Genomic DNA, 22100 nt, shown 5'->3' with positions numbered 1-22100 from the left:
TACCCTACCAACTAGCTAATCAGATATCGGCCGCTCCACGAGCATGAGGTCTTGCGATCCCCCACTTTCATCCTTAGATCGTATGCGGTATTAGCGTAACTTTCGCTACGTTATCCCCCACTCTAGGGTACGTTCCGATATATTACTCACCCGTTCGCCACTCGCCACCAGAGCAAGCTCCGTGCTGCCGTTCGACTTGCATGTGTAAGGCATGCCGCCAGCGTTCAATCTGAGCCAGGATCAAACTCTTCAGTTTAATCTCTGTTTAATGTCATTTCTGACAGGTCGGACAGTATCGCTACCATCCAAATCTTTTACATTGCAAAAGATTTGCTCACTCAAAAAACTGACAGGCTACTTCCGAAGAAGTATCCTATTTCATTATTTCTTGTGAACATTTGATATATTTTAAGTATTACAGCAATCCTAAGATCGCTGCTGCACTTACATCAAATGCCCACACTTATCGACTGTTAATTGTTAAAGAACTGTATTCGGTTACTGCTTTCGCGCTATCGACAAAGCGTTGTGTTTGTCAGCTGCGAAGAAGGAAGAGTATGAAGCAATTTGCTACGTCCGTCAACCCCGTTTTTCAGCGCATTGCGCTTAAAAACTTTTCTCACTTCACGCTGCATTTGCATGCGTCGTTCAGCGAGGGGGCGAATTATAGCCAAGCAACAGCGTGTCCGCAAGAGCCATTTATGGCAAGACGAATGATTTCACCAAGGTCAATTCGCCGGCGGCCCGCATCGGCACCTGGAAGCTCTGCAGCTTTTCACGTGGCGTGCCTTCGTTGGTGATGACCGATATGCGGGCGACGGTCAGCATGGCGGTGTTCTCGCCGCTGCCGTAGTAATTCACATAGACGTGATAATTACCCTTCACAGGCGCCGAACTGGAGAAAATCTCCGGGCCATAGCCGGTGGTCACGTCCACATCCAGCGCGCCACCATCTTTCAGGACGCGATTGCCGTACCAGGCATGGCCGCCGTCCGGCGTGACCACGTGCATATCGAGGTCGGTGCCGGCGCTGTCCCAGGACAGCACGATGCGCAGGCGCGCCTGGGTCTTGCCCTGGTAGCTGTCAACAAACTGGGCGCGCGCGCGGCTCCGGCCATCCGGCGAGCGCACTTCCACGCTGTTCGAGCCGCTGCCAAAGCCATACGGACGGCCATAGCTGCCATCCTCTCCCACTTCCATCGGCATCGCCACGCCATTGACCACCAAAGTAGCGGGCTTGCCCTTGACGGCGCCTGCGATGCGTCCCCGTATCTGCGCCGTCTCGGCCTGGCCCGGCTGCAGGTTAACCGACGCGGCGGGGTAGTTGACCGCTTGCGTGTATTGCTCGCTGGCGCCGGCCGAATTGCGCCAGCCGCTCCTGGGGGCGTCGATGGTGACCTGGGCCTGCGCCCAGATTGGCAATAGCATTAGCGGAATCGAGCAGCGGATATAAAAACTCACAGGGCCTCCAGGTTAAGGTCGACGAGCCGGCGGGCCAGCCGCTCGACATATTCTTCGTCCTGGCCGCGCGGATGGTTGCGCAGACCAAGATGCAGGTATTCATGGGCCAAGGTGATGCGATCCTCGCGCGTGGCCAGCGGCCGCATGAAGATGCGGTTGCGCGACTGCTCCGAATACGGCGCGCCGCTCTGCAAGGCGCAGACCAGCGGCGCTTGCGACGGCGCCTCGTAGCCGGCCTCCCGCAGCAGCACGCGCTGCCAGCGCGGCACGGACCGCGCCAGCCAGTCCTCGTTCTGCGCCAGGCGCCGGCAACGCGCGCCGGTATTGCCAAAGGTACTCAGCGCGCCACCAGGATACGCCGCCGCCAGCAATTCATCATAGTGCTTGCCTTGTCTGGCCTGGCGCACCGCCTCGCTCCACGCCATCGTCCCCTCGGACGGCTGGTTACTGTGATAGCGCACGGTGACGCCATCGACGATCAGCTGGTCGGTCCAGCGCGCAATCGCCAGCGCCGCCGGCGTGGCGGGGCTGGGACTGACGCGCTGGGTCGCGCTGCTGTCGGCGATCTGCTGGCAGCCCGCCACCGTCACCGCGTTCTGCTGCAGATACGTGCGCGCGGCGATCGCCAGCGCCTTGGCCGCTTCCGGCTCGCCGGCGTTCGCTTCGCGGTCGAGCACGCGCGCCACATATTCATTGACGCCGAAGCGGCCGCGCAATTGCGGGCGGCCGCCCTTTTCCTGCAACAGCATCAGTTCACCGGTGCTGCGCAAGGCGAGGTTCTGGCCATTCTCGAATTGCACATGGTAGCGGCCATTCAGCGGACCAGTTGCGGCCACGCCACGCTCGCCGCGCACGGCGCGGATCGGATAGCGTTTGAAGTAATCGACGACCACGCAGCCGCCATCGTCGGCCGCGCCCAGTTTCGGCAAGCTGGCGGCCAGCCTGGGCGCCCACTGTGCAAAGACATTGCTGCTGCCGCCCGCGCCGCCAAACCAGATCGGCGTGCCGTCGGCCAGCCAGCCGGCCGCGCCGCCGATACGCTCTTCTGCCTGACCCTTTTTCTGCTCGTGCCAGGAATACGTCTTTACGCGCAGCTGGCTGCCGAACCAGCGCGCCGTACCGGCGCCGCGTCCGTCCAGCACCACGCGCAGCAGCGCAGCCTCGGCATCCACGCGGCTGGCGGCCGGGATGCTGTCCAGCGCGCGCAGCAGGCTATCCAGACGCACCGTGTGCGCCGGCGCCATCTGCGCGGGATCCGCCAGCCAGGCAAAGTCGCCGGCCGGCGCGCTCCCCAGACGGCCGGTCCAGTAGTTGCGCCATGCCGCCGGCGCGATCATCAAGCGCCTGGGCGAGAAAAATGGGCCGCAGGACTGCGCCAGCGCCGCATCGTGACCGATGCTCTGGCCCGCATCGCAGCAATACACTTCTTCCGGATCGCGGCCACCGCAGCGGTAATCCGGCATCGCCACCTTGTTATCCGTCGCGTATATATATACGAACAGCTTCCACAGGCTGGCCAGCGGTATTTGCCGCGCGCCGTCAAACGGCGGCGAGAGGGGCTGCGCGGCGCCGCCCTGACGCAGCTGCCGCACTTCGATCTTGCCATCGCGCCACCAGGCCACATCCAGCGATTTTGCCGATGGCTGCGCCCAGGCTGGCGCGGCCAGTAGCAGCGTCACCAACAATGCGGGAATTGCCACACGCATCACTCGACCTTCAGTGCGCGCGTGGTCTTGCCGCCGCCCTCGAACGCTTTCTGCTCCGGCTGATACATGCGGTAAAAGCGCGCAGGCGGCAGCACATAACTGCCCTTCTGCGCAAAGCGCAGCAAATGGCGCACGGTCACGTCGCCGGCCAAAGGCTCGATGGGCACGGCATAGCCGTCGCGGCGTTCGGTGTGGCGCGCGCGTTCCAGCGCAGCCGGCTTGTCACCCGCCATGACCATGCCCCATGTAGTCGATTCGACCATGGCGCCAGGTGGCAGCGCCACTTCCAGCAAACCAAAGCGGTGCTTCGCTCCCGGTGCGGCCTTCAAGGTGATTTCATCGAGATACAGCGCGTCCGTGCTCAGCGCCTCGCCCGGCTTGACCAGCTCCGTCGTGTAGCCGCCCTTGCCCGCCTTCATGCGCAGGATGCGGCGCTCGACGGCAACCGGCAAGGTTTGCGCTTCAACGGCGTGGCTGTCGTACTGCAGCACGGCCACCGTGCCTGCGGGCGCCGGTGCCGCGAGACGCAGTTTGTCGGGCTGGCCCTTGGCGTCGCTCCAGCGCCAGACCGGCTGGCCGCTGCGACTGTCGCGTTTTTGCCAGGCGCCGTCCAGCGTGACGGCCGGCCCCTTGCCGAACGATGCGCCGCCCAGCTTCTTTTGCACCCACATCAACGTCATCGCGCGGTCCAGGGTCGGCATCTCGGCGCGCACGCCGGCCAGCACCGCGTCGGCCTGCGATGGCGGTACTTCGCCGGCCAGCATCAGCAAGGCTTGCGCCACCGGCGCTTTCGATTCGTGCAAGACTTGCCAGGCGCTGGCCACTTGCAGTTGCAGCCCATGCGGCAAGGCGATGCCATTCTGGCCGGCCACCAGCGCCACCAGGCCCAGCGACATCGCTTGCGCTTCGCGGTCAAGGGCTCCGCCCAGCAGCAGGCTGCTACTGTCGCCCGCCTGGCGCGGCTTGCCGCCCAGGACGGCGATGGCGCTGTCGTCCACCAGGCCGGCTGCCAATGTCTGCGTGGGCAAGCCCATTTCGCGCGCCATCCACAGCACCAGCGCGCGGTCGCCCATCGCATCCTTCAAGCCATGTTCGCTGTAGACGGCCAGCAGCTTGTTCCAGTGCTCGGGCGGCAGCTCGATGCGCAGCGCGCGCGCCCCGTACCAGTCCGCGTAATAGGCGTAGGCCGTCATCAAGGCATTGCCGGCCGTGGCGTTGCCCCACCAGCCGAAGACGGCGTTGGGGCCGGCCATCGACACCAATCGCAGGCGCTGCGCCGTCAGCAGCGTTTGCAGACGCTCACCCGCCGCGCCGGCGTCCGGCCCCAGGCTTTGCGTGGCCAGCGCCAGCGGAATCAAACGGCTCGCCGTCTGCTCCACGCAGCCATATGGATAGTCGATCAGGTCGTCGGCGATGCGCGCGAACTGGCTGGCTGCTCCTTGCGCGAACGAGATGCGGATATTGCGCGCGTCCGCCGGCAGCTTGAGTGGAATATCACCGGCGGCGCCATCGAGCGGCAGCACCAGGGTGCGCGGACTGCTCCAGGCGGCAGGCAAGGTGTGCATGGCCGTGTCAAGCGCATCGACCAGCTTGCCGTTCTGTTTCAGCTCCAGGCGCAGCGGCCCGGTAGCGCCAACAGCGAGCGGAAACTCGACGTAGTTGACGCCCGGTTTGGCGGACAGCTTTTCCGTCTTCGGCTGCGCCCCGCCGGAGAGAACGACGTCGAGCGCCTGCTCCTTGCCAGTCTGGTTGAACACGGCCACCGAGGCACGCGGCGCATCGCCGGCGCGCATCCAGTCGGGCGCCGTCCACTTGGCATAGAAGTTCTTGTCCGACCGCAGATAGGCGGTGCGCTGGCCCACGCGCCCCTGCTCGTCCATCGCGCGGCCCGTGATACGCCAGCGGGTCAGCGCGTCCGGCATGGTGAAACTCACGCGCGCATTGCCATTCGCGTCGGTCTTCAGCGACGGCGCCCAGTACGCCGTATCGATATTGTCGCGGCGCGGACGTTCGAGCACCTTGACGCCGCGCTCGTTGTAATTGTGGCGCGCGGGCGCACCGGCGGTGCGGCCCTGCGCCATGTCGTAGCTGATGAAAGACAGGCTGGCCGTGGTGCGCACGTTGTTGCGGCGCGGATGGTAGAAGAAGTCGCCGATGTCCGGCGCGATTTCCGGCTGCAGCACATAAATCATTTCATCGACCACGCCCAGCGCCACCATCGTGCTCAGCGGCTTGCCGTCGAGGGTGGCCTTGACGTCCAGCGTCACCTTCTCGCCAGGCTGGTAGACCTCCTTGTCGCTCTTGAATTGCAGCGCGATGCGCGGCTCGATCACTTGCAGACCCGCATTCTCAAAGACGAAATCGCCATTGCGCGTATACGCCACCGAGAACGTCATGTTCGGGCCGTGCTCCTCCTTGACGGGGATGCGCACGCGCCACTGCCGCGGCGCCACGCGCTTCGCCTGGTACCAATCCGCGGCGCCGGCCATCAAGCCATGGTGCTCCACCTTGTCGCGTTCGAGCGTCAACAGCGCCTGGTCGACCTTGTCCGAGAACGTGATCAAGGCTTCGGCGGTGTCGCCCGGACGATAGCGGGCGCGGTCCAGCACGATCTCGATGCTGCCCGGCGTCGTTTGCACGCCATCGCCGGCGACCCAGTGGCTGGCGGCGGCCAGCAGGTTGCCCCGTTCGTCGCGCAGCGCCAGCTGATACGAGCCCGAAGCGGGGAATGTCACGTCCCAGCCCTTGGCGTTTGGATCGAATGCGCCCTCGGTCTTGCCTTGTTTTTCCAGCTGCACCATCTCCCAGCGCACGGGCTTGGCCGCGCCCTGGCCGTCGGCCAGCAAGTCGAAATGCACGGACTGGCCCGGATCGGAAAACTGGCGCGCGGCCTTCAACTGGTAGCTGCTGCTCGAACGCTCGATCATCAGCTCGCGCGTCGCCTTGACGCGGTAGGCCGCGCCATCGGTCGCCAGCACGGTCAGGATGTAGCGCGAAGGGTCGGCGGCGGGCGGCAAGGTGAAGTCCACATTGCCGCTGCCGTCGCTCGTCACTTCCTCGGTTTTCAAGGCCACGGGGAACAGGCCGCTGTAACGCAACTCGCCCTCGACCATGGTGTTTTGCTGGCCGCGCAGCGACAGGGTCATCTTCGCGTTTTTCACCGGCTTGCCATCGGGGTAGCGCAGCGCGATGCTGCCCTTGACCGCCTCGCCCGTCTTGAATTCCGGCTTCGCTGGCTGGACGTTGATTTCAAAGTGCGGCTTGATGTATTCGGCCACGCGGAAGGCCGCGCCATATGCGCCATCCTTATAATTGAAGCGCAGTTCATAGCCGCCGGCGGTGGCTTCCGTCGGCAGGCGGAAGCGCGTGTCGGCGCCCGTATCGCCGGATAGCTGCAGCGTTTGCGTCAGCAGCGGCGTGCCATTCGGATTGAGCACGGTCAAGCTTAGCGGTGCGCTGGCCGCCGCCTGCGAATTGCGCGCCGACGTGAATTCGCGGCCCACAAACTTGACGTTGACCTCGTCGCCGGGCCGGTACAGGGGCCGGTCCGTCACCGCATAAATCTTGGTGTTATAGATTTCGCTGTCATAGTAAAAATTCTCGGACACGAACACGCCGCCGGCGCGGTCCTGGCCCAGCACATACGTGTGTTCGGGGCTGCCGCGCTCGAGCGATGCGACACCGTCGGCGCCCGTGGTGGCCGACTGCAGCACGCCGGTGCCGTCGGTCCACGCCACGCTGGCGCCGGCCACGGCGGCGCTGTTATCGCGCCGCGCCGTCCACACCAGCATCTGGCCGGACGATACCTTGGTGACGGCCACCGTGTCCGACACGAACACCAGGGTGGTGGCGCGGTGTTCGCCGATGATCGCTTCGATCAGGTACAAACCAGGCTGGCGTTTGCCCAGCGGGATCATCACGTTGCCGGCACCGGCGACGATGAAATCGCTGCTCGATCCATCGAGCTTGACGCCTTTCGGCGGCGTGATGGCCTTGGCTTGCCAGATCGGATAGCGGAAGCTGTCGACCAGCTCCATGCCCTTGATCGGCTTGTATTGCGGATGGTTGGCGAACACAGTGCGCCGGCGGATCGCGTCATTCGTCGCCAATTGCGGCTGTTCCTTCGTTACCGCGAGGCGCGCCTCGCCGGAAAACAGCTTGCGCCAGGCCAGGCGCGACTGCTTCCACCAGCTATCCCACAGAAAGCTCAGGGTATTGGCCAGGCCTTCGCCCTGGTAATTGCCCTCAACCTGGATGCGGTGCAGATTGCGCTGCTTTTTCAGGAATTCCATCGGTTCGGGCACGCGATAGACGACGATGTCGGCGCCCGAATACGCTTCCAGGTTCATGCGCCCCATGTCGCGCCCCGGCACCTCGAGCCGCACGCGCGCTTCATCAAGACTGCCGTAACTGGCGTCCGACAGCAGGAAGAAGGGCTCGCCCTTGAAGGTGGCGTAGTTGCTCGGTTCGCGTTCCTGCGCCGAGGCGCCGCCAATGAGGACCAACGCCAGCAGGCTGGCAAATAACAGTTTCATGAGAAGCTTCATGACAGGAACGCCAGCCGGAACACACCGGCGAAATTCGGATTGTTGACCACAGGTTGCCACCGCGTGTCCTTCCAGCTCGTAAGTTCTTTGATATCGACGGTCCGCAGACCATTGTCGTCGGGGGTGACGGTGCCGGTGTGGTAGGCGATGCGCGCCCCCATCCAGACCATCAGATGCTGTTCGTCGCCCTGGTCGAAAAACAGCAGGTCGCCGGGCAGCGCCTGGCTGATTTCGCGGGCGATGAAACGGCTGTTGTGCTGCACCAGCGCCAGCGCCGTGACGAAGTGGCCGACCTTGCCATCCGTCTGCACCCAGCGGTTGCGCAGGGCCGCCTGGGCCGCGCTCAATTCCAGTTCGGGCGGCAGGCGCCGGTCGCTGGCGATACCGTTCGCGCGCAGCCATTTCGCATCATGCACGGTGAGCGCCTCATTGACGGCAAAGCGCACGAGGCCCGCGCAATCGCGGTGCGTCCAGCGTGGCGACGGTCCCCGTTCGATCTGCACATTGACAATGCGCAACATCCAGGCCTGGAAGGCGCGGCTCTGGGCTTGCGACAGCTGCACTTGCGGTTCGGCGGCCGCGCGCAGGGCCCACGCCCGGGGCACTGTCACGGTGGCGGCGCAAGCCGCCAGCCAGCGCAAGGCAGCGCGGCGCGCGTGCCGCACCGTCATCGCGCAGTCTCCTGCCATTCCAGCGCTTCCCATGCGGTGCCGCTGGCTGGCTGCCGCTTGAGCACCATGCGCAGCGGCGGATATTTTTTCAAGGCGTTCAGGCGCGGCACCAGGTGTTCGTTGGCGGCCGCGCGCAGTACCGGTTCGTTATTCGCCGGCAGGGTATCGAAGGCTTCCAGCTGGATCAGCCGGGCCAGCGATGCCGGGGCGATCAGGCCGATGGTATGCGCGCCATCGGGCAGCAGGTCGCTGGCCGCCGGGGCCTGCTTGCGGCGCACGGCCAGCACCTGGTCCACCAGCTTGCCGTCGGCCGAGAAGACAACCGTATTGCCGGCCACGGCCAGCGCCGGCGTGGACTGGCCCAGTGCCGTGGCGACGCTGCGCTCCCAGCGTACGAACTCACCTTTAGCATCCTTGCCGGTCGTCTTGCGCACGGGGTCCTTGCCGCCGATGGCCGCCTCGAACAGGCTGCCATATGCAGCGTCATCCCCGGCCTGCGCACTGCGCGTGGCGACAAACACCGGCGTATGCAGGCGCGAAGTGCCGTACCAGCAGGCGGCGGCCGGCCCTTGCAAGTGCCCGGCCAGCGGCACCACCGGCTCGGAAGTCTTGCTCCCCAGGCGCTTGAGCACGGGTTGCAGCGCGGCCCAGTCCACCGGCACGCTGAAGCAGGCGCTGGGACTGTGCGGCAGCACGGGCCACAGGGCGCTGCTGTCATAGCCGCCGTTTTTCAGCTTGTCCGCATTGAGCAGCACCTTGGACTGCCAGGCGCCCTTTTGAAAATCGAAGCGCAGCGCTTCGAGCGCGCCGAAGAAGGGCTGGTAGCCGAACGACAGGAAGTCCGCCTTGACGGCGATGCTGTGGCCCTCGGGCGCGGCTCCGTCGAGATGGAATTGCGCATGAAAGACGTTCTGTTTGGCTGCTTCCGGCGCCAGCAGGCTGGCCACGGTTTTCTCGGCCGTGCCATCGCCGCTCTTGCCGTCGCTGCCGCCATACAGCATGCCGGGATGGGACAGGATGACTAGGCGCTGGCCGTGCGCGGCAAACAGCAAGGTGCGCTGGTAGGCGTAGTTGAGCGCATACACGGGCACCTGGCCGCCATCGACGCGCAAGCTGCCGGCCACGCGCATCTGCGTATCCTTCAAGGCGATCTTGCCCGCTTCCTCGAGCAGGCGCGTCAGCTGGTTGCGCGACACGGCGATGGCGAAATGCTTGAGCGAGCCGTCGGCGTCGCGCCACAGGGCCACTTCCGCGGGCTGGTCCAGCACCATGCGCAGCAGCTGGTCGCCCCAGCCCAGTTCATGTTCGTAGGCGATGCGGCGCAAACTGCCCTTGAGCCCCAGCCCGTCTTCGCTCTGCTCGTAATAGAACAGGAAATCCTCGCGCAGCACGTCGCGCGCCAGCGGCACCGTCAGCAAGTCGCGCGGCAAGGTCGACAGGCTTTTCGTGCGGACCAGCGCGTCGGGCCTGGATAAGTCCAGCTTCAGGCCGTTGACCGGCCCCAGCATGCCCCAGCCGAAGACCCGGTAACCGACCAGCGCGGCAGCCACCACGGCCACGCCAGCCAGCGCCCCGAGCAGAACTTTCTTATTGAGTACTTTTTTCGCCAGCACCGTATATCCCTTTTACCCGCCGCAGCATTGACAAGTTAGTAATTATTGACAAATGGTAACATGGCATTTGTGGCCGCAGCGCACAGCTGACGCGACAGCGTAAAATAGCGGTTTCGCCGTTTCAATCGCCTCCCATGACCATCCTGCTCTCCACCCTGAACGCCCGCTACACCCACGCCTCGCTGGGATTGCGCTATTTGCTGGCCAATATGGGGCCGCTGCAAGCGCAGACGCGGCTGCAGGAATTCGTCATCGGCACGAAAACCACGGAACTGGTCGAGCGCATCCTCGTCAACAAGCCGCGCATCATCGGTTTTGGCGTGTATATATGGAACGTCGAGGAAACGACGAAGCTGGTGGCCATGCTCAAGCGCGTGGCGCCTGAAGTCATCATCGTGCTGGGCGGGCCGGAAGTGTCGCATGAGGCGGGCGAGCAAGAGATCGTCAAGCTGGCCGACTACCTGATCACGGGCTGGGGCGACGTCACCTTCCCCAAGCTGTGCGGCGAGATCCTCCACGGGCCCAAGCCGCTGATGAAGATCCATGCGGGCGTGCAAGCCCCGCTGGCGGAACTGCAACTGCCCTACTCCTTGTATACGGACGACGATATCCGCCACCGCACGATTTACGTGGAAGCGTCGCGCGGCTGCCCGTTCAAGTGCGAATTCTGCCTGTCCGCGCTGGACAAGACGGCCTGGCCCTTCGCGCTGGAGAACTTCCTGGCCGAGATGGAGTCCCTGCATGCGCGCGGCGCGCGCCTGTTCAAGTTCGTCGACCGCACCTTCAACCTGAACATCAAGACCAGCCTGAAGATCATGCAGTTCTTCCTGGACAAGATCGAAGCGAATCCGAACGATCCGATCTACGCCCACTTCGAGCTGGTGCCCGACCACTTGCCCGACGCCTTGAAGGAAGGCATCAGCAAATTCCCGCCCGGCGCGCTGCAATTTGAAATTGGCATCCAGAGTTTCAATCCGGACGTGCAATCGCTGGTCAGCCGCAAGCAGGACAATCAAAAGGCGGCCGACAACATCCGCTGGCTGTGCGAAGAATCGAACGCCCACTTGCACGTGGACTTGATCGCCGGCTTGCCGGGCGAGGATGAAGCGAGCTTCGCGGCCGGCTTCAACAAGCTGGTGGCCTTGAAACCGCATGAAATCCAGTTCGGCATATTAAAACGGCTGCGCGGCACGCCCATCATCCGCCATACGGAAAACTATGGCATGGTGTTCGACCCGCACCCGCCGTACACCATCCTGGCGAACAAACAGCTCGATTTCATGAGCATGCAGCGCCTCGTGCGCTTCGCCCGCTACTGGGACCTGGTGGCCAACTCGGGCCGCTTCGCCAATACGGTGCAATGGATGCTGGGCGATGCGCCGTTTGAAAACTTCATGGACTTCTCGAACTGGCTGTACGCCCATACGGACGCCACGCACCGCATCGCCATGGAGCGCCTGGCCAAGCTGGTGGCGCAATGGCTGCAGACGCGCGGCATGAGCGCGCTTGAAGCCAATGCCCTCGTGGCCAGCGACTATGCGGGCGGCGCGCAAGCAGCCGCGCACGCCAAGCCAGCCGAAGTGAGTACTAGCAATGCCAAGGTGCGCCCGGACGTCGCCCTGCCGCAGCGGCAGGCGCGCCACCTGGCGTCCTGAGGGGCCGGCGATTGAACAGCGGTGGCGGTCTGCGCCATTCTCCCTTAAACTGGCACGATGCCGACTGTACAATCGCCGAAACTGACCCTCTCCCAGACCAGCTCCCAACAGGGAGCCCTTGTCACTGCCAGCGGCACCTGGCAGGTGCACGCGCTGGCGCATGACAATGCGATCAAGGCCATCGATGCCCAGCTCAAGCCCTTGCAGGGCGATGCGAAGGCGCAATGGGACCTGTCGGCCATCGACAGCATGGACCATATCGGCGCCCAGCTGTTCTGGAATGCCTGGGGCAAGCAGCGTCCCGCGCAACTGACCCTGGCGCCGTCGCAGGAAGAGTTTTTCCGGCGCATCGAAGAAACGGGGCCGCTGGCAACACCGCCCTCGCGCGCCAACCGCCTCACGCCCGTGATGAAGCTGGGCATGGCTATTTTGCTGTTTTTCCAACATTTAAAGGGGTTTATCGCCCTCGTAGGCCAGGTGACTCAGGATATCGGCCGCTTCGCGCGCCACCCCATGCGCGGACCGTGGCGTGAAATTTCCGCCAATATCTTCCATGCGGGCTTCCAGGCGCTGGGCATCACGGCCCTCGTCGGCTTCCTGATCGGCGTCGTGCTGTCCTATCTGTCCGCGCAGCAACTGCGCGCCTTTGGCGGCGACATTTACCTGGTCAACCTGCTGGGCATGAGCGTCATCCGCGAACTGGGGCCATTGTTGGCCGCCATCCTCGTGGCCGGCCGCTCCGGTTCGTCCATCACGGCCCAGCTGGGCGTCATGCGCGTCACGGAAGAGCTCGACGCCATGCTGGTGATGGGCATTTCGCACGGTTTCCGCCTGATCATGCCGAAAGTGCTGGCCCTGGCCATTTCCATGCCTCTGCTCGTCATCTGGACGGATACGGCCGCGCTGATCGGCGGCATGGTGGCGGCCAAGGTGGAACTGAACCTGTCGGCGCGCTACTTCATCCAGAAGCTGCCGGACGCCGTGCCGCTGGCCAATTACATGATCGGCCTGGGCAAGGGCGTGATTTTCGGCATGCTGATCGCGCTGGTCTCGTGCCATTTCGGCCTGCGCATCAAGGCCAACACGGAAAGCCTGGGGCGCGGCACCACCACCGCCGTCGTCACGGCCATCACCGTGGTGATCCTGGCCGACGCCGTGTTCGCCATCGTCTTCAATGGAGTGGGCTACTGATGGCGGACGACACCAATATCGCTTGCGGCACGGGCAAGGAAGGCCAGTTCAACCTGCATGGCGACGCGCCCGTGGTGGAAATCACCAATCTGTGGACCAAGTTCGGCCGCACCGTCGTGCACCAGGACTTGAACCTGGAAATCGAACGGGGCGAGATCCTTTCCATCGTGGGCGGCTCCGGCACGGGCAAGACGGTGCTGCTGCGCCAGATGCTGGGCCTGGAACATCCGGCGCGCGGCTGCGTCAAAGTCTTTGGCGAAGATATCAACCAGGCAAGTTCCGACCAGCTGCAGCAGTTGCGCAACCACTGGGGCATGCTGTTCCAGCAAGGCGCCCTGTATTCGGCCCTGACTGTGTTCGACAACGTGGCCCAGCCGATGCGCGAATTGCGCGTGCTGCCCGAGGCGCTGGTGCACGACGCGGTACTATTGAAGATGAATATGGTGGGCCTGGGCCCGGAACATGCGCTGAAAATGCCGTCGGACTTGTCGGGCGGCATGATCAAGCGCGTGGCCCTGGCCCGCGCCTTGGCGCTGGAACCGAAGCTGCTGTTCCTCGACGAGCCGACGGCGGGCCTGGATCCGGACCTGTCGGAAAGTTTCGTGTCCCTGATCCAGTCGCTGCACCGCGAACTGGGCTTGACGGTGGTGATGGTCACGCATGACCTCGACACTTTGTTCGCCCTGTCCACGCGCATCGCCGTGCTGGCGGAAAAACACGTGATCGCCATCGGCCCCACGCGCGAGGTGATCGAAGTCGACCACCCGTTCATCAAGCAATTTTTCCTCGGCGACCGCGGCAAGCGCGCGCTGGCCGTCCTCGACGAGAAACAGGCGGCCGGCAAGGCGGCGCAGCCAGGCGACGACGCCGGCACAGACAAGAAAGCGGAGAAGTAATGGAAAACAGATCACATGCCCTGATGACGGGATTTTTTACACTCACCCTGCTGGTGGCCGCCATCCTGTTCGGCGTCTGGTTCAACCGCGACCGCGTGGAACGGGTGCCCTACCTGCTCGCCACCACCCTGTCCGTGCCGGGCCTCAATCCGCAAGCGACCGTGCGCTACCGGGGCCTGGAAGTGGGCAAGGTCGACGCCATCGACTTCGACACGCAAAAAGCGGGGCAAATCCTCGTGCACATCAGCGTGGCGCCCGACACCCCCGTCACCAACACCACCTTTGCCACCCTGGGCTACCAGGGCGTAACCGGTATCGCCTACATCCAGCTCGACGACGAGCACGTGGGCTCGACACTGCTGGGCACCAGCAAGGACAAGCCTTCGCTGATCCCCCTGCGCGCGGGCTTGCTCGACCAGCTGGAAAAGCGCGGCAAGCGCATCCTCGACCAGGCCGAACAGATCACCAACAAGGTGAACAACCTGCTCAGCCCCGACAACCAGGCGGCCATGCTGGGCGCCTTCAACGAAGTGGGCAAGGCGGCCAAGGCCTTCGGCGCCATTCCCCAGCAGCTGGAACCGACCCTGACGCAATTGCCGCAGCTGACGGAACAAACGCGCCAAACCTTGACGGCCGTCAGTACGGCCAGCAAGAACGTGTCGGACTTGACGGCCACGTGGAAAAAGCTGGGCAACGATATCCAGGCGCCCGGCGGCGTGCTCGAGAAAGTCAATGGCACGGTCGACCGGGTCGGCAATTCCGTGGAAACGGTGGCGAATGGCGTGTCGCTGGAAGTCTTGCCGCAGGTAATCGAACTGAGCGGCGAGGCGCGTTCCTCGATGCGCGCCCTGAAAACCACCATGAGCACGCTCAATGAACAGCCGCAGAGCATCTTGTTCGGCGCCCCAGACATTCCGCCCGGCCCGGGCGAGCCCGGTTTTTCGGCGCCGGGCAAATAAGGAGATTGCACGATGAACTTCCCCCGCTTTTCCCCTGTCAGCGTGCTGACCCTGGCCACGGCATTGTTGCTCGGCGGCTGCGCCAGCCGCGGCCCCGTCCCCACTTTCTATGACTTCGGCCCGCCGGCGCCGCAGGCGGCGGCAGTACAACCGGCCGCGCCAGCCGTGCCCGTGCTGGTGATCGCCGACGCCAACGGCCCATCCTGGCTGGACAGCCAGCGCATGTATTACCGATTGCTGTACGCCGACGCGCAGCAATCGCGGCCGTACGCCTACAACCGCTGGAACACGCCGCCGCTGCAACTATTAAGCCAGCGCCTGAAGACGCGCGTGGCGCAAAGCGGCGTGAAAGTGCTGTCGACCACGGACGCGGCCGCCGGCATGCCCCTGCTGCGCATCGACGTCGATGATTTTTCGCAAAACTTCGATACGCAGACGCAGAGCAGCGGCCACGTGTCGCTGCGCGCCTCGCTGTTCCGCGGCCACCGCCTGATCGACCAGAAAACCTTCAGCCGCAGCGGCACGGCAAGCAGCGCCGACGCGCAAGGGGGCGCGCAAGCGCTGGCGGCGGCCTCAGACGCCATCGCCGCCGACCTGCTAACCTGGCTGGGCACGCTGACCATCCCGAAAGAATGACGGCGCCAGCTTCCCCCGCCAGTCCGGCGGCACCACTGCCGCCCGTCCGCTCCTCGCCCGTGTCGCGCGCGACCCTGCTCGCCTACGTCTTCCTGATCGTGTACGCCAGCTGGTTTCCATTCACGGGCTGGCACAGCAATGGCTTGTCGCCGCTGACGTTCCTGGAAAACACGCGCATGCCCCGTTACTGGACGGGCTTCGACGTGGGCATCAACGTCGTCGGCTACATCCCGCTGGGCGCCTTGATCGTGTATTCGCTGTTTCCAAGGATCACGGGTTTCTTTGCCGTCATCGTCGCCAGCCTGTGCGGCGTGCTGATTTCCGGCAGCATGGAAGCCGTGCAAACCTATCTGCCCAGCCGCGTTTCGTCGAACCTGGACTTTTATACGAACTCGGCCGGCTGCTTCATCGGTTCCCTCATCGGCGCCTTGACGGCGCGCAAGCTGCTCGACCATAGCCATTTGTACCGGTTGCGCCAGCGCTGGTTTGCCCAGCACGCCAGCCAGGGCCTGGTGCTGGTGGCCCTGTGGCCGCTGGCGCAAATCTATCCGCAAGGCTATCTGTTCGGCCTGGGCCAGCTGCTGCCTATCCTGTCGGACTGGCTGTCGCGCCTGGCGGGCATGGAGATCGACCTGGCCACGTATCTGCGGCCCGACGTGATCTTAACTGTCGAGCAATATTGGCTTTCAGAAACCATTATCACGGCCTGCGGCATGACGGGCGCCGTGCTCACCTTGCTGTGCCTGCTGCGCCGCGCCGCGCCCCGCGCCGTGCTGATGCTGATCCTCATCGCCGCCGCCCTGACCGTGCGCTCGATGGCCAGCGCGCTGCTGTTTTCGCCGGAAAACGCCTTCGTCTGGATCACGCCGGGCGCCCAGGGCGGTTTCCTGATCGGCCTGATCATGCTGGGCGGCCTGGCGTTCGCGCCCCACGTGGCGCAACGCCGCATCGCGGCCGCCACCTTGCTGTTGAGCCTGGTAATGGTGAATACGACGCCGATCAACCCGTATTTCATGTCGACCTTGCAAGGTTGGGTGCAAGGCAAGTTCCTCAACTTCAATGGCGCGGCGCAATTCCTCGCCTTGCTGTGGCCCTTCATGGCCCTGTGGTTCCTGTGCCTGCCCTCGCACCGCCTGAACCGGCAGGAAGACGCGCAGCGCCAGCGTCGCGAAGACCACCCATAAGCGTTATCATGGCGCATTGATGAATCAGCAGGAGAATAGTATGAGCGACGCACCGTATTTTGAACGCCACGTTTTTTTCTGCATGAATAAACGTGAAGACGGCCGCAACAGCTGCGGCGACCATGGCGCGGAAGCGGCGCAAAAGCATTGCAAGCGCCGCATCAAGGAGCTCGACATGAATGGCGCAGGCAAGATCCGCATCAACCAGGCCGGCTGCATGGACCGCTGCGAAGAAGGCCCGCTGCTGGTGATCTACCCGGAAGCGACCTGGTACACCTATGTCGACACCAGCGATATCGATGAAATCATCGATACGCACCTGGTAGGCGGCAAAATTGTCGAACGCCTCAAGATTTAATGCCAATTTAAGAGATACCCACCAGTATGAGCATCATGAACAGAAACTCGGAAAAATTTACCCTCGCCGGCCATGCAGGCAGCATGGAAGGCTTGCTCGATTTCCCGGCAGACACTCCGCGCGGCATCGCCCTCGTTGCCCACCCGCACCCGCTGTACGGCGGCACGATGGATAACAAGGTCACGCAAACCCTGGCGCGCGCGTTTGTCGCGCTCGGTTACGTGGTGGCGCGCATCAACTTCCGCGGCGTCGGCGCGTCCGAAGGCGTGCACGACCATGGCGTGGGCGAGACGGACGACATGCAATTGCTGTATGAACACATGCGCAGCCTGTATCCGGGCTTGCCCGTGGCCTTGTCCGGTTTCTCGTTCGGCACCTTCGTGCAATCGAAGCTGCAGGAACGCCTGGCCGCCACCGGCACGCCCGCCGAGCGCCTGGCGCTGATCGGCAGCGCGGCCGGCAAGTGGGCCATGGCGGACATTCCCGCCGACACCATCCTAATCCACGGCGAACTGGACGACACGATTCCCCTGTCCGCCGTCTTCGACTGGGCCCGTCCACAAGACATTCCCGTGATCGTGATCCCCGGCGCCGACCATTTTTTCCACCGCAAGCTCAATCACATCAAGAACCTCGTGATTGCCCTGTGGCATGGTGACAAACCCGCAATAGCAGCAGATGATCATTGAAGTGTGGGCTTACTAGCGCCTCCACGGCTATAATTGATCCGTTTTTTCCACGCGGCCATGCAGGTAGCAACAGCATGGCCCTCAGCCTTCATCTTTTTCTCGCAGACCAGCCCCATGAAAAAACTTTTAGCGGCACTGGCCTCCAGTGTATTGTTCTTTTCCGCCGCCTACGCCCAGAGCGTTCCAGCCCCGACCATCGCCGCCAAGTCCTGGCTGTTGCTTGACGCCACCAGTGGCCAGATCATTGCTTCGCAAGATCCGGACGCGCGCATCGAGCCGGCTTCGTTGACCAAGATCATGACGGCTTACCTGACGTTTGCCGCCATCCGCGAAAAGAAACTGGCGCTGGACCAAAAAGTGAATGTGTCCGTGCGTGCCTGGAAAGTCGATTCGAGCAGCTCGAAGATGTTCATCGACCCGGCCACGCCCGTGTCGATCGACGACTTGCTGCATGGCCTGATGATTCAATCGGGTAACGATGCCGCCGTGGCCCTGGCTGAAGCCGTTGCCGGCGATGAAGGCACCTTCGTCGTGCTGATGAACCGCGAAGCGCAACGCATGGGTCTGAAAAACACGCGTTTTGCCAATCCGCATGGCTTGCCTAGCCCAGATAACTATTCCACAGCACAAGACCTGTCCGTGCTGGCCAAGCGCGTGATCGCCGACTACCCGGAATTCTACAAAATCGATTCCGTGAAAAGCTTTACGTACAACAAGATCACCCAGCCTAACCGCAACCGCCTGCTGTGGCTGGACCCAACCGTGGACGGCATGAAGACGGGCCACACGGAAGCGGCCGGCTATTGCATGATCGCCTCGGCCCGCCGTCCAGGCGGCACGGGCGAGCGCCGCCTGATCTCCGTGGTGCTGGGCACCACGTCGGACCAGGCCCGCACGCAGGAAAGCCAGAAGCTGCTGAACTGGGGCTTCCAGAACTTCGATACGGTCAAGCTGTACTCGAAAGGCCAGGCCGTGGCTACGCCGGAAGTGTGGAAGGGCTCGAAAGGCACCGTGAAAATCGGTTTCGCCCGCGATGTGCTCGTCACCGTACCAAAAGGCACGGCTGCCAAGATGAAACCTGTGCTGGAACGCAAGGACCCGCTGGTCGCGCCACTGGCTGAAAACGCGCCTGTCGGCAAGCTGAAAATGATGGTCGACGACAAGGTCTTGCTGGAACTGCCGGTCGTTGCACTGGAAACCATCAACCAGGCCACGATCTTCGGCCGCGCCTGGGATTCGATGCGCCTGTGGTTGAAATAAGCAGTTAGCGTTCCCCATAAAAAATGCCCGCAGATGCTGCGGGCATTTTTTTCGTCTTGCGTTACGTCAATTACTTCGCCGGCGCATCCTTCAAGTGCGGCTGGCGCGCCACGGGCGGGAAGGTGCCGTGGCGGCCTGCCGCAAACGTCGCTTCCGTCTGCGATGGCTCCACCGGCACGGATACCTTGCGCACCTTGGCCACCTGCGCCGCCGTCACGGGCGTGCCGCGGTTGCCCCAGCTGGTCTGGATGAAGGTCACCACCTGGGCAGTCTGCTCATCGTTGAAGATGTCGGCATACGGCGCCATCGTCAGTGCCGACGGCGCCGTGCGCGTGGCGGGCACGGCGCCGCCCGACAGCACGATGTTGATGGCCGACGTGGGATCGTTCGTCTGCAGCACGGCATTGCCGGCCAGCGCAGGGAAAGCCTTGTCGTAGCCCTTGCCGTCGGAACGGTGGCAACCGGCGCAGCGGTCCAGGTACAACTGCGCGCCCGTGGAATGGACGATGCCGCTGAACAATTGCTTGCCCAGCTTGTCGTCCGCCACGAAGGCAGGCGTGGCCGGATTCGATGGCGGCAGGGATTTCAAATATTTCGCCATCGCCGCCAGGTCGCCATCCGTCATGTGCTGCATGGAATGGGCCACCACGTCGTTCATGGCGCCGAACGAGGCCGTATGGCTGTTGCGGCCCGTTTTGAGGAATTCGGCGATCTCCGCCGCGCTCCAGCGCGCCAGGCCGCCGCCGTGTTCATTGCGCAGCGAGGGCACGGACCAGCCGTCGATCACGCCGCCGCCCGCCAGGAAGGTGGTATTGCCCTCGTCCGTCAGCGATTTTTCTTGCATGCCCACGCCGCGCGCCGTATGGCAGGCACCGCAGTGGCCCAGGCCCTGCACCAGGTAGGCGCCGCGCAGCAATTGCGCATCGCCCGTGACCGGCGTTTTATACGGCTGCGGCGTGGGAGCGAAGGCCCAGCGCCAGATGGTCAAGGGGAAACGCATCGACAATGGCCACGGGATGTCGGCCGCCTTGTTCGGCGTCGGGTCCGCCTTCACGCCATGCATGAAATAGGCGTACAGCGCCTGCATGTCCGCCTCGCTCAGGCGCGAGTACGACGGATACGGCATGGCCGGATACACGGTATAGCCGTGCTTGGTCACGCCCGTGCGCATCAGCTTGTCGAAATCGGCAAAGCTCCAGTCGCCGATGCCGGCCTTCTTGTCCGGCGTGATGTTGGTGGAATACACCTTGCCGATCGGCGTTTCCATGCCCAGGCCACCCGCGAACGGACGGCCTTTCGTGCCGGCCGTATGACAGGCGATGCAATCGCCCGCGCGGGCCAGGTATTCGCCCTGGCGTATCAGCTGGGCGTTCGGAGTGGTGGCAGCGGCCGTGGTGGCGGACCAGGCAGTGCCGGAGGCGAGCGCCAGCAGCAGCGCGCCCACGGTATGGGTGAATGTGTTGTTCATCTTCTTGTTCTTTATCAAGCGACCAGGGGACGGGGATCTTTCAGGTATTGCTCGCGGATGGCCTTGGCCGACCAGTAGGTCAGCGCGCAGGCGAGGCCCGTCGGGTTGTAGCCGATGCCGACCGGGAACACGCTGGAGCCGACGGCAAACACGTTGTGCACGTCCCAGCTCTGCAGGTAGCGATTGACGACGCTGGTCTTGCGGTCCGCGCCCATGGCCGTGCCGCCCGCCCAGTGGGTGGTCTGGTAGTTGCGCAAGTCGAGGTGGTCGCCCACGTTCTTGACGGACACCTTGATCGATTCCGGATTCATGGCCTCGGCCACCTTCATCATCTTGTCGGTGACGAAACGGCTCATCTTGATGTCGTTTTCCTTCCAGTCAAAGGTAAAGCGCAGCAATTGCTGGCCATACTTGTCCGTGTAGGTGGGGTCCAGGTCGACATAGCAGTCGCGATACGTCATGTTGGCGCCGTGGCAGTCGAAGGAGACCGTGTTCAGGTAGCTCTTCTTGACGGCCTTTTTCCAGGCCGAACCCCAGGCGGGCGTGCCGTCCGGCGTGGCGATGCCGGAAATCGGCTTCGAGCCGGCCGGGTTGCACCAGGCGGGCGAGCCGCCCACAAAACCCAGCGGGCCATGGTCGAAGTTGTCGCCATTCCAGTCGTCGAGCGCGACGCCGGTGCCGCCGGCGCCGATGAAGGGGTTCGTGTTCGTGTCTTCCTTGAAGAAGGTCTGGATGGTGGACATCATCTGATAGGCGATGTTGCGTCCCACCACGCCTTCATTGCTGACGGGGTCATATGGCTTGCCGATGCCCGACAACAGGAACAGATGCGCATTGTTGTAGGCAAAGGCGCTGGCGATGACCATGTCGGCCGGTTGCTCGACGGCCTTGCCATCCGCATTGATGTAGGTCACGCCCGTCGCGCGTTTTTTGCTGCCGTCGAGGTTGATGCGCACGACGTTGCAGTTGGCGCGCAATTCGAAGTTGGCCACCATGCGCAGGGCCGGCATGATGTTGACGTTGGGCGAAGCCTTGGAATAGTTGTAGCAGGCGTAGCCGGAGCAGAAACCGCAGAAGTTGCACGGTCCCATCTGGCAGCCGTACGGATTCGTGTACGGACCGGATGCGTTCGACGAAGCGTTGACGAACGGGTGGTAGCCGACGGCCTTGGCCGCGCGGCGGAACAGCTCGGCCGTGTACGGCACTTTTTGCGGCGCCAGCGCGTAATTGTCGGAGCGGTCGCCCTCGAACACATTGCCGTCGCCGACGACGATGCCGTTGACCTTATATGCCTGGCCCGAGGTGCCGAAGACTTTTTCCACAAAATCGAAGTGCGGCTCCAGCTCGGCGTAAGTCACGCCAAAGTCCTGGATCGTCATGCCTTCGGGGATGAATTTCTTGCCGTAGCGGCGTTCGTAATGGCTGCGGATCTGCAGCTCTTCCGGCAAGACGCGCCAGTGCATGCCCGACCAGTGCAAGCCCGCGCCGCCCACGCCCGTGCCGGGCTTGAAGGCGCCGATCTGGCGGTAGGGCACGGCCACGCCCGTGATGCTGTGGCGGAAGGTGAACGTGCTTTTCGACATATCCTGGAACAGCTTGCTGCGCTGGATGTAGGTCAGCTCGTCGAGGGTCTTCGGATAGGCGCCGTCGGGATAGGTGTCGCGGTACTCGCCGCGTTCCAACGCGACCACGTTCAGGCCCGCTTCCGTCAATTCCTTGGCCATGATGGCGCCGGTCCAGCCGAAGCCCACAATCACGGCATCGACAGGCTTCATTTTTACATCTGGTTTGATATCACTCATGATG

16 protein-coding genes and 1 rRNA gene are annotated in these 22100 nt (G+C 63.5%); 9 read left to right on the top strand and 8 right to left on the bottom strand.

The window, feature by feature from the left end; genetic code table 11:
* The 6 genes from O3299_RS25270 to O3299_RS25245 form a co-directional block, all read right to left on the bottom strand.
* Positions 1-256 (bottom strand): 16S ribosomal RNA (locus O3299_RS25270); the annotation flags it as partial.
* 443 nt (positions 257-699) lie between these two features.
* Positions 700-1428, bottom strand: a complete 729-nt coding sequence (locus tag O3299_RS25265) for a YfaP family protein (protein WP_289900474.1) — start codon at positions 1426-1428, stop codon at positions 700-702.
* A gap of 29 nt (positions 1429-1457) precedes the next feature.
* Positions 1458-3140, bottom strand: a complete 1683-nt coding sequence (locus O3299_RS25260; protein WP_305054739.1) for a DUF2300 domain-containing protein — start codon at positions 3138-3140, stop codon at positions 1458-1460.
* 26 nt (positions 3141-3166) lie between these two features.
* A complete protein-coding gene (locus O3299_RS25255) occupies positions 3167-7702 on the bottom strand; it encodes an alpha-2-macroglobulin (protein ID WP_305063465.1) in 4536 nt (1511 codons plus the stop codon).
* Positions 7703-7710: 8 nt separating this feature from the next.
* Positions 7711-8385 (bottom strand): DUF1175 family protein, encoded by a 675-nt coding sequence (locus O3299_RS25250; protein ID WP_305063464.1) that lies wholly within the window; start codon positions 8383-8385, stop codon positions 7711-7713.
* On the bottom strand, positions 8382-9998 hold the full coding sequence (locus O3299_RS25245; RefSeq protein ID WP_305063463.1) for a DUF2138 family protein: 1617 nt from the start codon (positions 9996-9998) through the stop codon (positions 8382-8384). The genes O3299_RS25250 and O3299_RS25245 overlap by 4 nt, the downstream gene beginning before the upstream one ends.
* Positions 9999-10132: 134 nt before the next feature.
* Here O3299_RS25245 and O3299_RS25240 point away from each other — a divergent pair, with 134 nt between their 5' ends.
* From O3299_RS25240 to O3299_RS25200, 9 genes are all read left to right on the top strand, one after another.
* Positions 10133-11653 carry a B12-binding domain-containing radical SAM protein gene (locus O3299_RS25240; protein ID WP_289913960.1) on the top strand — a complete coding sequence of 507 codons (1521 nt, stop codon included), beginning with the start codon at positions 10133-10135 and terminating at the stop codon, positions 11651-11653.
* 57 nt (positions 11654-11710) lie between these two features.
* Entirely contained in the window at positions 11711-12844 is a 1134-nt protein-coding gene (locus tag O3299_RS25235) for an ABC transporter permease (RefSeq protein ID WP_305063462.1), read from the top strand.
* On the top strand, positions 12844-13740 hold the full coding sequence (locus tag O3299_RS25230) for an ABC transporter ATP-binding protein (RefSeq protein ID WP_289913963.1): 897 nt from the start codon (positions 12844-12846) through the stop codon (positions 13738-13740). The genes O3299_RS25235 and O3299_RS25230 overlap by 1 nt, the downstream gene beginning before the upstream one ends.
* Complete coding sequence (locus tag O3299_RS25225) at positions 13740-14699, top strand: MlaD family protein (RefSeq protein ID WP_099666176.1); 960 nt, start codon at positions 13740-13742, stop codon at positions 14697-14699. The genes O3299_RS25230 and O3299_RS25225 overlap by 1 nt, the downstream gene beginning before the upstream one ends.
* Before the next feature lie 12 nt (positions 14700-14711).
* The gene (locus tag O3299_RS25220; protein ID WP_305063461.1) at positions 14712-15335 is read left to right on the top strand and encodes an ABC-type transport auxiliary lipoprotein family protein; all 624 of its coding nucleotides are present in this window, start codon (positions 14712-14714) and stop codon (positions 15333-15335) included.
* Positions 15332-16519, top strand: coding sequence for a VanZ family protein (locus O3299_RS25215; RefSeq protein ID WP_289906929.1), 1188 nt, complete (start codon positions 15332-15334; stop codon positions 16517-16519). Before O3299_RS25220 ends, O3299_RS25215 begins: the two co-directional genes overlap by 4 nt.
* Before the next feature lie 40 nt (positions 16520-16559).
* Positions 16560-16877 carry a ferredoxin gene (locus tag O3299_RS25210; RefSeq protein WP_034781335.1) on the top strand — a complete coding sequence of 106 codons (318 nt, stop codon included), beginning with the start codon at positions 16560-16562 and terminating at the stop codon, positions 16875-16877.
* Between the two features lie 35 nt (positions 16878-16912).
* Complete coding sequence (locus O3299_RS25205; RefSeq protein WP_305063460.1) at positions 16913-17566, top strand: alpha/beta hydrolase; 654 nt, start codon at positions 16913-16915, stop codon at positions 17564-17566.
* Positions 17567-17680: 114 nt separating this feature from the next.
* Positions 17681-18826: a D-alanyl-D-alanine carboxypeptidase family protein gene (locus O3299_RS25200; protein WP_099668326.1), complete on the top strand. Its 1146-nt coding sequence runs from the start codon at positions 17681-17683 to the stop codon at positions 18824-18826.
* A 70-nt stretch (positions 18827-18896) separates the two neighbouring features.
* Here O3299_RS25200 and O3299_RS25195 read toward each other — a convergent pair whose 3' ends face one another.
* The gene (locus tag O3299_RS25195; protein WP_305063459.1) at positions 18897-20294 is read right to left on the bottom strand and encodes a cytochrome c; all 1398 of its coding nucleotides are present in this window, start codon (positions 20292-20294) and stop codon (positions 18897-18899) included.
* A gap of 14 nt (positions 20295-20308) precedes the next feature.
* Positions 20309-22096: a GMC family oxidoreductase gene (locus O3299_RS25190; RefSeq protein ID WP_305063458.1), complete on the bottom strand. Its 1788-nt coding sequence runs from the start codon at positions 22094-22096 to the stop codon at positions 20309-20311.
* Positions 22097-22100 lie beyond the last annotated feature (4 nt).

The sequence above is a fragment of the Janthinobacterium sp. SUN176 genome (assembly GCF_030587335.1).
GTDB lineage: Bacteria > Pseudomonadota > Gammaproteobacteria > Burkholderiales > Burkholderiaceae_D > Janthinobacterium > Janthinobacterium kumbetense.
Note: the sequence above shows the minus strand (reverse complement) of the source record. Positions and strands in the feature narration are given on the sequence as shown.

Coding starts and splice junctions, on each gene's coding strand:
- O3299_RS25265 (WP_289900474.1), bottom strand. CDS start 1,428: ATGCTATTGCCAATCTGGGCGCAGGCCCAGGTCACCATCGACGCCCCC.
- O3299_RS25255 (WP_305063465.1), bottom strand. CDS start 7,702: ATGAAACTGTTATTTGCCAGCCTGCTGGCGTTGGTCCTCATTGGCGGC.
- O3299_RS25250 (WP_305063464.1), bottom strand. CDS start 8,385: ATGACGGTGCGGCACGCGCGCCGCGCTGCCTTGCGCTGGCTGGCGGCT.
- O3299_RS25240 (WP_289913960.1), top strand. CDS start 10,133: ATGACCATCCTGCTCTCCACCCTGAACGCCCGCTACACCCACGCCTCG.
- O3299_RS25235 (WP_305063462.1), top strand. CDS start 11,711: ATGCCGACTGTACAATCGCCGAAACTGACCCTCTCCCAGACCAGCTCC.
- O3299_RS25230 (WP_289913963.1), top strand. CDS start 12,844: ATGGCGGACGACACCAATATCGCTTGCGGCACGGGCAAGGAAGGCCAG.
- O3299_RS25225 (WP_099666176.1), top strand. CDS start 13,740: ATGGAAAACAGATCACATGCCCTGATGACGGGATTTTTTACACTCACC.
- O3299_RS25220 (WP_305063461.1), top strand. CDS start 14,712: ATGAACTTCCCCCGCTTTTCCCCTGTCAGCGTGCTGACCCTGGCCACG.
- O3299_RS25215 (WP_289906929.1), top strand. CDS start 15,332: ATGACGGCGCCAGCTTCCCCCGCCAGTCCGGCGGCACCACTGCCGCCC.
- O3299_RS25210 (WP_034781335.1), top strand. CDS start 16,560: ATGAGCGACGCACCGTATTTTGAACGCCACGTTTTTTTCTGCATGAAT.
- O3299_RS25205 (WP_305063460.1), top strand. CDS start 16,913: ATGAACAGAAACTCGGAAAAATTTACCCTCGCCGGCCATGCAGGCAGC.
- O3299_RS25200 (WP_099668326.1), top strand. CDS start 17,681: ATGAAAAAACTTTTAGCGGCACTGGCCTCCAGTGTATTGTTCTTTTCC.
- O3299_RS25195 (WP_305063459.1), bottom strand. CDS start 20,294: ATGAACAACACATTCACCCATACCGTGGGCGCGCTGCTGCTGGCGCTC.
- O3299_RS25190 (WP_305063458.1), bottom strand. CDS start 22,096: ATGAGTGATATCAAACCAGATGTAAAAATGAAGCCTGTCGATGCCGTG.